The organism is Lewinella sp. 4G2, from assembly GCF_001625015.1.
GTDB lineage: Bacteria > Bacteroidota > Bacteroidia > Chitinophagales > Saprospiraceae > Neolewinella.
This window is the reverse complement of the sequence record NZ_LVWJ02000014.1, coordinates 2,599,724-2,610,576: the sequence shown is the minus strand read 5'-3', so window position 1 is coordinate 2,610,576 and position 10,853 is coordinate 2,599,724. Positions and strand designations below refer to the sequence as shown.

The 10,853-nt window shown below is 55.6% G+C and carries 10 protein-coding genes; 2 read left to right on the top strand and 8 right to left on the bottom strand.

Annotation, left to right across the window (positions count from 1 at the left end; genetic code table 11):
- Window positions 1-36 precede the first annotated feature (36 nt).
- The 6 genes from A3850_RS11035 to A3850_RS11010 all read right to left on the bottom strand — a co-directional run bounded on the left by A3850_RS11035 (window position 37) and on the right by A3850_RS11010 (window position 5,829).
- A complete protein-coding gene (locus A3850_RS11035) occupies window positions 37-831 on the bottom strand; it encodes a menaquinone biosynthetic enzyme MqnA/MqnD family protein (RefSeq protein ID WP_068216482.1) in 795 nt (264 codons plus the stop codon).
- Window positions 825-1,457, bottom strand: a complete 633-nt coding sequence (locus tag A3850_RS11030; RefSeq protein WP_068219692.1) for a histidine phosphatase family protein — start codon at window positions 1,455-1,457, stop codon at window positions 825-827. The genes A3850_RS11035 and A3850_RS11030 overlap by 7 nt, the downstream gene beginning before the upstream one ends.
- 67 nt (window positions 1,458-1,524) lie before the next feature.
- Window positions 1,525-2,712, bottom strand: coding sequence for an aminofutalosine synthase MqnE (gene mqnE / locus A3850_RS11025; RefSeq protein ID WP_068216480.1), 1,188 nt, complete (start codon window positions 2,710-2,712; stop codon window positions 1,525-1,527).
- Between the two features lie 106 nt (window positions 2,713-2,818).
- Window positions 2,819-3,463 (bottom strand): hypothetical protein, encoded by a 645-nt coding sequence (locus A3850_RS11020; protein ID WP_068216478.1) that lies wholly within the window; start codon window positions 3,461-3,463, stop codon window positions 2,819-2,821.
- Window positions 3,460-4,314: a hypothetical protein gene (locus tag A3850_RS11015; RefSeq protein WP_068216477.1), complete on the bottom strand. Its 855-nt coding sequence runs from the start codon at window positions 4,312-4,314 to the stop codon at window positions 3,460-3,462. Before A3850_RS11015 ends, A3850_RS11020 begins: the two co-directional genes overlap by 4 nt.
- Before the next feature lie 105 nt (window positions 4,315-4,419).
- Complete coding sequence (locus A3850_RS11010) at window positions 4,420-5,829, bottom strand: phosphoglucosamine mutase (RefSeq protein ID WP_068216475.1); 1,410 nt, start codon at window positions 5,827-5,829, stop codon at window positions 4,420-4,422.
- Window positions 5,830-5,985: 156 nt separating this feature from the next.
- On the opposite strand from A3850_RS11010, the gene A3850_RS11005 reads away from it, so the two are divergent.
- A complete protein-coding gene (locus A3850_RS11005) occupies window positions 5,986-6,678 on the top strand; it encodes a LysE family translocator (RefSeq protein ID WP_068216473.1) in 693 nt (230 codons plus the stop codon).
- Window positions 6,679-6,828: 150 nt separating this feature from the next.
- Here the strand turns inward: A3850_RS11005 and murB are convergent, their stop codons facing one another.
- Together murB and A3850_RS10995 are read right to left on the bottom strand one after the other, a co-directional pair.
- Window positions 6,829-7,854 carry a UDP-N-acetylmuramate dehydrogenase gene (gene murB / locus A3850_RS11000; protein WP_076639941.1) on the bottom strand — a complete coding sequence of 342 codons (1,026 nt, stop codon included), beginning with the start codon at window positions 7,852-7,854 and terminating at the stop codon, window positions 6,829-6,831.
- Complete coding sequence (locus tag A3850_RS10995) at window positions 7,851-9,680, bottom strand: ABC transporter ATP-binding protein (RefSeq protein WP_068216471.1); 1,830 nt, start codon at window positions 9,678-9,680, stop codon at window positions 7,851-7,853. Before A3850_RS10995 ends, murB begins: the two co-directional genes overlap by 4 nt.
- 303 nt (window positions 9,681-9,983) lie before the next feature.
- Between A3850_RS10995 and A3850_RS10990 the strand changes: the two genes are divergently transcribed.
- A complete protein-coding gene (locus tag A3850_RS10990; RefSeq protein ID WP_068216468.1) occupies window positions 9,984-10,838 on the top strand; it encodes a DUF6089 family protein in 855 nt (284 codons plus the stop codon).
- The last annotated feature ends 15 nt before the right edge of the window (window positions 10,839-10,853 follow it).

The following is a 10,853-nucleotide window of genomic DNA, read 5'->3' as shown; positions in this document are numbered from 1 at the left end:
GCAGCGCCCAATTGAAAGTAATGATGAATGCTCGAATTACTTCACCGAGCGTACGTAGGTCAAAAATCGATCCAAGGCCCGCTGTTTGGGCTCGTCAAAACGGTAATCGATGTGGCGGTTGAAGTAGTCGACCAGACTGAATTCAGGGTCCGGTGAGGAAAGTAACAGTTGGAGTTCTGGCAGGTGCTCAAGACCACTTGCCAACGCCCGGTTAAATGCTTCCGTAAAGTTTGGGGGTAGCGGTTTAGTAGCCACCCATGCAGCGAAAACGAAGGGTAACCCAGTATGCTGAAGCCAGGCTTCCCCAAGGTCGTAAGTGTAGGCGAAGCGGCGGTTAAGCCCGATCGCCCGATCACCGATGACCAAACCGCCAACAGTTCCGCCAATGGAATCGATGTAACCCGGTTTGGCGGCTAAAATTGTGGGCGCGCGACTCCAGTACTCCTCGAGCAGCAGTCTGGTGAGCATGGCTGAAGTGCGACTGTGGTGATCGAGGTAAATCGCCGTCATTTCATGGATAGGTACGTCGCCGTAGATACAGACCGTGGCGACCGGGCCGTTGGTACCGATACAATAATCGCTGATGATGTGCGCGGAGGGTAACTCGGGGATGATGGCAACGGGAACCAATCCAATATCGGCTTCGCCGGCTACCAAACGGCGGGCACACTCGCTTGGAATTGCCAGGTCCATTTCAAGTTGATCCTGCACGGAGGAGCGTAGCAAACCGTATAACAGTGGCTTAGTATTGAGATACGACACGGCCACCAGCCGGTGAGGATTCTGCGCGGACACGTCAGGGATGAGTACTGGTTGAGTGGTGCTTACCATTTACCGGTAATTTCTTCAACGGGTAGGTGAGATCGATCATTCTGCAGATCGAAAAGCCAGGTACCATCCGTTTGCAAGGTACCCCGCCAAACGCCAGTGTTGCTATGTACCAGTTCGTTCATCCGGTCAATTTTGCGGCCCATCATTAGCGTTACCAAACCGCACATCGCACGGCCGTGGCTGCAAATGAGGAGCAGGTCTTCGTCCCGGTTGGGTAGATGGTCAATGAATGTTTGCAGACGCTCCCCCATCTCTCTGGCGCTCTCACCGCCGCCGATTCGGCCGTCAATGCGACCATAACCCCAGCCGTCCTTTATTTCCCGGTACTCTTGGATACTTTCGGGAGTTCCCTTCTTGCCTTCGTGGCTACCCCAACTCATTTCATTGATCTCGGCGTGCTTCTCGTGGGGAATACCCGACTCAATGAAGGGCGCTACAGTTTCCCAGGTACGCTTGAGTGCACTGGTAAGAACAACTTCAAGGGGCACGTCGCGGTACTTCTCGTACAGTAATTGTCCCTGTCGGCGCCCGGTGTCGTTGAGAGAAGCATCCACTCCGCTTCCCTGGACGATTCCCTTCAGGTTATAATCGGTCTGGCCGTGGCGGACGATGTAGACAGTTTTCATAGCACCCATTTGGTTGGTCTTGATATAGTAGAATGGAAGAAGATGGACTTAGTTAAACCCACTCTATCTAGACGACGGGTAAAGCCGTGTACCCCCGGAACTGTTTGTCGTCCGCAAACTCTACGTCTTTCCAGTCTTTGATCACTTCGTACAGCGTACCCCGCTCGATGGGGTGGCGGCCGACGGAACGAATCATTTTGACCAACTGCTCGGTACTCAACGCCGGATTTTGTTCACCCCCGGCCATGGAATAGATGCGGGTAGTATCGTCGATCGTGCCATCGATATCATCCACCCCAAAAGCTAGACTTAGTTGGGCGGTGGTCCGTCCAATCATGGGCCAGTAGGCTTTGACGTGGTCGAAGTTGTCGAGGAAGATCCGGCTAATCGCGTAGTTCCGGAGGTCTTCCACTACGGTTGACTCCGGCAGATGGGACAGTTCATTGTTCTGGTTCCGAAACTTCAGCGGGATGAAGGTTTGGAAGCCACTTGTTTTATCCTGCAGATCACGCAGTTTTTCGAGGTGATCGATGCGGTGGTGGAACTTCTCGATGTGGCCGTACAGCATGGTCGCGTTGGAACGCATTCCCAATCCGTGCCAGATCTCGTGGATGCGCAGCCACTCTTCGCCGCTACACTTGCCGCCGGCTATCTGATCCCGAATTTCGGGGTGAAAGATTTCCGCGCCGCCGCCAGGCATGGATTGTAGCCCGGCCTCCTTCATCAATTGCATCCCTTCCTCGTAGCTGATCTTCGCTTTCTTGAAGATGTAGTGGTACTCCACCGGCGTCAGCGCCTTTACGTGCAAATCGGGCCGGTGCTTACGGATACGCGAGAACAGTTCGGCGTAAAATGGCACGTCGTACTGCGGCAATACGCCGCCGACGATGTGGACTTCCGTAACGGGCTTATCGTCGTAGGATTTGACGATGTCCATAATATCGTCCAGACTGTATTCCCAACCATCTTCCCGCTTTTTGATGCGGCGGCTGTAACTGCAGAAGGTGCAGGTGTAAAGGCAAACGTTGGTCGGCTCTACGTGGAAGTTACGATTGAAGTAAGTCTTATCTCCGTGCTTGGTTTCGCGAATGTGGTTTGCCAGTGCGCCCAAATAACCCAAAGGCGCCTGCTCGTAAAGCGTCAGCCCCTCGGCGGAGGAGATGCGCTTACCCCGGTGCACCTTCTCGGCAATGGCACGAAGGGCGGGGGCAAGGGTCGGGTCACGAAGTACGGTAGGAAGTGAGGCGGCGTTCATTCGGTGGTATTGTCAACATTAAACAGCCCAACAAACTTTCAGTTTTTTCTGAAAGAAGATATTTTTGGAAATCTTCCCTTCTACCTATTAGGGGCGTAATGCGCTTTCAGTCCACGCTGGTCACTTCCCAGCGCAAACCAATTCCAGCTACCAACCGGCGTTCGCACTTGAAGGTATGGGTGGTACCCGCCACCCAGGTTCTTCCGAACTGTAGGTGGGGAGGTAGCCATAGTACGCTCTCCCCTGTATCATCCTTACCGCGCATGGTTCCGTCGGGTCGTAACTCTATTAGGGTTAGTTCAAAAGTGGCGTACTGGGTTGCCTCACCAAAAATGGACGCTGTCTCTTCAGGTGGCGGAATGCTAACGGGGTCGTCACCAAGTCTTGGTGCCACGTATTTGTAAGAGGGTCTGGCGGGAATGTCCGACCAGTTGCGTTCCCTGAATACCGGGGAGGGAAAATCCCGGAGGCCCGGGCAATTCATGGCTAAGGTGCTGGCAATCGTATCCAAAAGCGCCTGCCGTTGGTCGTACTGCCGAGCGGACATACCGTAGACCGCCTGGGTCCGCTCCTCATAGGCTAGCCCAACGTTGTACAAGCACTGGGGGGCTACGTTGGCGGGCCGGTCGTAGGCTCGCTCGGTAATACAGGCACAAATTTCCTGGCTGAGTGTATCCGCCAGGGATGACTGAGCGGGCAGGTCACTTGCCCACGAGGCAGATCCGATCAATATGGCCAGCCAGTACCTCATTCTTTGCGTAAGGTCCACTTTACCCGCATGACGGCTCGCTGGGCGGGTTGGAGAGTATAGACGCCCCCGTGCAGCTCATATTCGGAAAATCCATTCTCGGGGTCAAAGTAAATTTCCAAAGGCGCCTGACCTTCGGCCACCTGATTCTTTCCGGTGATCATTGTCTGCTTCGTGAAGATCAAGCCTTCGTGCACGTAACGCACTGCCGTATCCCGCAACGAGGCGTACACTTTGGCCGGCTCCGTATTCTGCTCGTCCAAAAAGATTACGGCCGTGCTGTCCTTAATGACGAGCGGAAGTGGATCCACCTTGGACCAAGCCGTATCACCAATCGGGAACTCAAAGCGGCCACCGTAGGGCAGGCGGGTATTTTCCCAGGCCCCTACCCTTACGTTCTTGTTGGACTCGTTGATGACTGCGTAACGCAGCCCAACCTCACCCGCCTCCGTCATCTGCACTCGCTTCTCCAGGCGTAATTCTGACTCGGGGTCCACCTCGCTGGTAAAGAGGTAAACATTATCCCGCACCTTGACTACATTATAAGGTTTGGTATCAAAGGCAGCGGGAGGCGGCCATCCCCAATCCTCCTGAGGACCGGTCCATACCGTGCTACCAAACATTAGCCCGTTGTTTCCCTGGTCCTGATTCAGTACTTCCTTGTCCTGGTACTTATAGGACGTAATACGTGCACCATTAGCTGGGTCTACCGTAATACTGACCGGGCCACCCGTAAGGGTTATGGGGCCGGCGGGTATGGCTTCCGTTGCCTCACTTCCCGTTTCGCCCCCCCCACAGGAAACGATTAATAGACTTACCGCGATGATGGATAGGATGGCACGAAGGGAAGTCATCAAAAAAATTACTTGTCTCTTTAATAAAGAAGGTGCGTGAATGTTGGGATCACCTTTCTTTTGGTCCACTCAACAATTCACGCACCCTGATGGCGAAAAGGTCACTCAAATACCCATCTCCGCGCGGGCGGCATCGAGGATCTTCCGAACCTCCGCCTCGTCGGCACCCTGGGCGTAGACGCGCAGGACGGGTTCCGTGCCGGAAGGCCGAACCATGAACCATTTGTCATCACCGTCGAGGTAGAATTTGGAACCATCCACGTGGGCGACGTTCGTCACTTGGTAGGGGCCTACCGTCTTGAAAGGAGCTTCCTTAGCCTGCTTGACGATCTCCCACTTGCGGTCGTTTTCGACGTGGACGTCATCCCGGTTACAGTTGAAGGAACCGACTTTCGCGTAGAGTTCCTGGATGAGTTCTTTCAGGGATTTGCCCGTTTTCGCCATGTATTCAGCAATCATTAATCCGATCCAGATGCCATCCCGTTCGGGGATGTGGCCGGAGACGGCGAGGCCACCAGATTCTTCGCCACCTACGATGACGTCGCGCTCGGCCATGATTTCGGCGATGTACTTGAATCCGATCTTGGTCACTTCGTAGTCCAGACCGTACTCTTCGGCGAGTTGCTTCAGCTTGTCGGTCACCGAGAAGGTCAGGATTACCTCTCCGTTCTTGATCCCTTTGTACTCGTATTGGTACATCAGCAGCAACAGGAGGATGTGGTGGCTGTCCACGAATTCCCCGTCCGCATCGAATAGTCCGATCCGGTCGGCGTCGCCGTCGTTGGCAATGCCGAGGTCGATGGAGTCATCGTTTTTGATCGTTTCCGCCAGTTCCGTTAGGTTGCGGCCGATGGGTTCCGGAGCCTGCCCGTCAAAGCCGGGGTTCACCTCGCAGTGAAGGTGAGTGGCATTGGGGAGCAGTTTTTTCATGGCACTCTGCCCGGCACCGTACATGGCGTCGTAGGCGATACCGATTCCGGAATTACGGATTAGTTCCACGTCAAAACCCTGGTAAACGTGGTCCAGGTAGATCTGCTCGAAGTCGTGCTCTTCCACCAGCCCCTTTTCTTTGAGCTCCGAGTAGGTCGGCAGATCCTCGGGTACAGCGTCGGGGATGAGGTTTTCCACGGCGGTAACGTCCGCTGGTACGGAAGGGCCACCGAGTTTGGATTTGAGTTTATAGCCATTGTAGCTGGGCGGGTTGTGGCTGGCGGTAATCACCACGCCGAGGTCCGCGCCGGTTTTGACGACGCCCAGGCTCACCATCGGGGTCGAGATGTAGCCGGGGGCCACGAGGCTGGTGATGCCGTGCTTCCCGAATACCCGGGCGGTCGTTTCAGTGAACAGTTCTCCGGCGAACCGGCAGTCGTAACCGATCACTACCCGGCTACCGCCCTGTTCCTTAAGCCAAAGGGCCGTGCCTTCGGCGACGCGTTTTACGTTGTCAACGGTATACTCTTGGGCGATGATGGCGCGCCATCCGTCCGTACCAAATTTGATCTTTACTGGTGTCATGTGCGTGTTTGTGGTTTTGGTTAACTATACGATAGCAAGGTACTCGCTATTTGTTTAAAGTGAACTCAACTCATACGGCAGCTACCAATTCTCTTACCCTACGAACCAGAATCCGGACAAATCCAGCACCAATCGGAACCGCCTTTACCAAGCATAATGTTGGCAGACCCTTTCAATAGTCACCGCGTCCTCCAAAGTAGCCCAATTCCCAGTACCTTTGCGGCCGTGGACCCCGTTAACGGTTTTTTAGCCGGTATTGCTACCGGTATTTTCATCTCCCTGCTGCCCGGGATGCTTAACATGCAGGTTGTATCTACGTCTTTGCGGCTGGGCCGGAACGGCGGGTACGTCTTTGCGCTGGGTATGGTGCTCATCATCGCCGTGCAGGCAACCTTAGCCGTACTCTTTGCTGATTTTTTGACGGGTGACCTCCACATCGTAACCACCATTCGCGAGTACGCGATGCACATTCTCCTCGTGCTTGCTCTGGGTTTCGGGATCAAGGGCTACTTCGCCCGCAACGCCCGTAAAAGGAAAGAGGACAAGAAGTACACTGGCGGCCCCTTCTGGCGCGGCGTCATGATGAGTGCCATGAACCTGCTCAACATCCCCTTTATTTTTGCCATCGCCGGCTTTTTGCTGGCCCACGAAACGCTGCCAAATTCCGTCTCCGGTCGGGTGGCCTACATCCCCGGGACGGCCCTTGGTTCCTTCGCAGTCCTCTGTGGTTACTCGCGCTCGGCCGATTGGATCAGCCGCCACGCTGCCTTTTTCACCCGCAATCTGTACTTCTTTTTGTCGGGGATGCTGGCGCTACTGGCCGTCGTCCAATTATTCCAGCAGGTATAATATTCTTGGGCGCTGCCCCCGATAGTATGCACGACGAGTTGGGCGCTGCCGCAGGTGCCAGGTGATGGGGGCTCAGGGGATTAAACATCAGCCTTGATTCGATGCTAACGGCAATAGGAGCGCCTCCATTAAAAGGCCGGTACGGCTAAGTCATCCTCCGATGAGCCGGACCTCCCGCTCAAGATTGACGCCAAATTTTTCAAGGACGGTCGTTTGTACCCGGGAACTGAAGGCAAGGATATCCTCACCAGTAGCGCCACCGTGGTTGACCATCACCAGTGCTTGTTTGGCGTAAGTCCCTACCTGCCCGTCCCGTGCACCGCGGAGGCCAGCCCGGTCAATTAACCAACCGGCGGGTAGCTTGACGTGGTCGGTGTCGATGGGATAGGACGGAGCTTGCGGATAATCTTGCTGAATACGCTCGTGCGTAGTCTTGGGCACCACCGGGTTTTTAAAGAAACTACCGCTGTTGCCGAGGAAGAACCAATCGGGAAGTTTGCTCCGCCGGATGTTCGTCACCGCCAGCGCAACATCCGCCGGGGTGGCTTGGTCAACGCCTAGCCTCTCAAGTTCTGCAATGATGGCGCCGTAGCTGGTGTTGACGGAAGACGCATTCCGCTGCAACCGGAAGTCAACGGCGGTGATCAGGAAACGTCCCGGTTCTTTCTTGAAGCGGCTATCCCGGTAGCCAAAGTCACACTCATCCGGTCGGAGGGTGCGGGCGCCGTGGCCGTATTCCCAGACGTGGACGGCGGTGATCAAGTCGGCCACCTCAGCACCATAGGCACCGATGTTTTGAACCGGGCTCGCGCCGACCGTCCCGGGGATGAGGACGAGGTTTTCCATCCCCGCCAAACCTTGGTCCAACGTATAGCGGACGAGTTGGTTCCAATCCACTCCCCCACCCACCCGGAGGTGGACGTCCGTTCCGGTCCCCGACCCGGCACCTGCGGCAGCGCCTAATTCTTGTACGCCCCCGAGCAGGACGTGGACGGTGAGACCGGGCACGTTTTCCCGGAGCAAGAGATTGCTACCCCCGCCGAGTACGAGAGCCGGCGTAGTGCGAAAATGAGGACTTTCCAGTTGCGCGAGATCACGCAACGGCAGGTAGGATTCCGCCACGGATGGCAGGCCAAAAGTGTTGAGCCCCCGCAGGCTGACGTCGTGCTGAATCATTCGGCGACGGGTTCAAATTGGAGACGGGCGAGCGCGGAATAGGCACCGCCGGGGATGGCGCTGAGCTCATCGTGGGTACCGGCCTCGACGATGCGGCCGTTCTCGATCACGTAGATGCGGTCCACCTCGCGGATGGTCGCCAAACGGTGGGCGATGATGATGCTGGTACGGCCTTCCATGAGGCGGTTGAGGGCATCCTGAACGACGCGTTCGCTCTCGGCGTCGAGACTGGAGGTCGCTTCGTCCAGCAACAGAATAGCAGGATCTTTGAGGATCGCCCGGGCGATGGCGACGCGTTGCCGCTGCCCACCGGACAACTGGATGCCGCGATCACCGACCACCGTATCGAAGCCTTCGGGGAATTTCTGGATGAAGTCAAACGCATTCGCTTTGCGCGCTGCTTCGAAGATCATTTCGTCGGAAGCGCCAAGGCTACCGTAGGCAATGTTCTCCCGGATGGTGCCGCCGAAAAGCATCACTTCCTGAGGGACGAGCGCCAAATGCTCCCGGAACTCGTGGAGATCGAATTCATTGACGTCCTGGCCATCCACGCTGATTTCACCCGAAGTGAGGGGGTAGAAACGCAACAGTAGCTTAACGATGGTGGATTTGCCACTCCCGCTTGCTCCAACGAGGGCGACCTTCTGCCCCGGTTCCACCGTCAGGGAGATGGACTTTAGGACTTCTACGTCTGGCCGCGTCGGGTAATGGAAACGAACCTGATCGTACTGGATCTTCCCCCGAAACAATTGTTTCTTCGCCGCAGGTTGGTCGATCTGCTTACCGACGGCAGGGTTGGGGATGGCTTCCACCTCTTTGCTTTCCAGGATGTCGACCACCCGATCCGAGGCACCGAGTGCGGAAAGGATCTCGGTGTAGAAATTACCCAGGCTGGCAATGGAACCACCGATGAGGGCAACGAAGATGACGAAACTGAAAAGATCACCCGTCTCCAGGCTACCGGCCTGTACCAGTAAAGTAGCGCGGTAAATGATGTAAAATAGGGAGCCGAACATGACCGTCACGATAAACGCCGAAAAGAGGCCGCGGGCGGAGGCCGTCTTGAGAGAAATGCGAATCGTTTCGTCAATACTTTTCGCGTAGCGGACGAGTTCGTATTCCTCGTTCGTGTAAGCTTTTACTGTATTGATGGACTGGAGACTTTCCTCCACGATCACGTTGGAGGTAGCTAGTTGCTCCTGGCGCGCCTTCGTCATTTTGCGCACGTAGCGGCCAAAGAACATGGCGGCAATCACGACGACGGGGAAGATGGCCAGGCTCACCAATGCCAGCTTGCTCATCGTGTAAAAAATGAATGCGATGGCCCCCAACAGGATGATCATCTGCCGCAAAAACTCGGCCAGCGTAAGGGCGAAGATGCCCTGGATCTGGGTGATGTCGTTGGTGATTCGGCTTGTCAACTCCCCCACCCGATTGCTCTCGAAGAAAGGGATTTGGAGTCGAAGAATTTGTCCGTAAAGATCCTTCCGTAGAGCTCCCATGGCTTTCTCGCTGACTTCTGCCTGAAGACGCACCCGCAAAAAACTCAGCGGTGCCTGGATGGCGAGTAGTACGAAGAGCAGGGTGAATATTTCCTTGACGGTAAGGCCGTAACTCCCTTCCCCGTTGAGCACGTTCAGAGCCTCCCCCGGTAGTTGCATGATAACGAGGAAGACCAGCGAACTCAGTACGAGAATGACAAAGCTGAGGAGGAACTTCCACTTAAAACGTTCGACGTAGCCGAAGATGCGGTAGGAACGTTGCAGCTTCTCCTTCTTCGTCCGCCCGGAATCTGGCGTTTCTTCTTTTTCCTTAGTTGTTCGCATAGGCTACGCAAAGAAACGACGCAACGGCCTTGAAGATGCAATGGTAGCCCGAGCCACCTCGAAAATGACCGGAATTGGACGTTGGGCCACTTCTGAAGTACGTCAGTACCCCACCAAAGACGATTGGATGGGAAAAAACAGCCTACCTTTGAAATTCCTAAGCGTGCTTCGCGTTAGGGATAATGACTGGAAGGCAGCACACTGGCTATTTGCTGGTTTGCGGCCCACCTTTCCGCTAGTATTCTGATCACCGTATGTCGAACTGGCCCTAGTAAATCGGGTCGTAAAGCTTGTCTTCCGCGTATGCGTTCCCCACTAAACCAACTCTTCTTTGTTTTCCTGCTTGCTTTGACTTCCACTGCCCTTTCGGCGCAGCTAGAACTGGGCGTAAAGGCAGGTGGCTCCGTTTACAGCGGCGACCTCAGCCCGAGCACCTTCGGTATTTTCGCTGATGATATCAATTTCGCCGGTGGTGCCTACCTCCGTTACCGCCCCACCACTCGCTTTGGCGTTCGGGTGAACGGTAATTTCGGCCGCCTTTCGGGGGAGGATATCACCAGCCTACCGAACGGTTTCGGTGAGCGCACGGAAGTGAGGCGGGAATTCCGTTCTTCCCTTTCAGAATTCAACATCGTGGCGGAACTCGATCTGTTCTACGTTGGCGATCCGGAAAGTAATTTTTTGGCTCCCTACATTTTCGCGGGTATCGGCGTCCTGAGCTTCAACCCCCAGGCCCGCAACCAGGAAGGTAATTACGTGGACCTGCAGCCGCTCCGTACCCAGGGACAGGGCTCGGGCCTCCCCGGCTACGAACCCACCCCTTATGAATTGACTACTACCGTAGGGATCGTCGGTGGTGGCGTCCGCGTCCGCTTCGCCGAACGCTTCGTCGTTGGCCTTGAACTGGGCGGCCGCATCCCGGGCACGGATAATCTGGACGACATCAGCAGCCAGCTGGTCCGCTACTCCGATGTCCTGAGCCAAACCGGTTCCGCCGGCGCTTTCTTCTCCAACCCCGCCGTCACCTCACCGTCGGATGTGCCCGACCTCACCTACAACCGCGGTGGTGAAAACAATGACTACTACTTTGTTGGTGGGCTTACGCTGGGCATTGCCATTGGGCGTGGTTCTGGCAAGTCTGGTTGTTACACCTTCTAACCGAGTCTGGAAGAA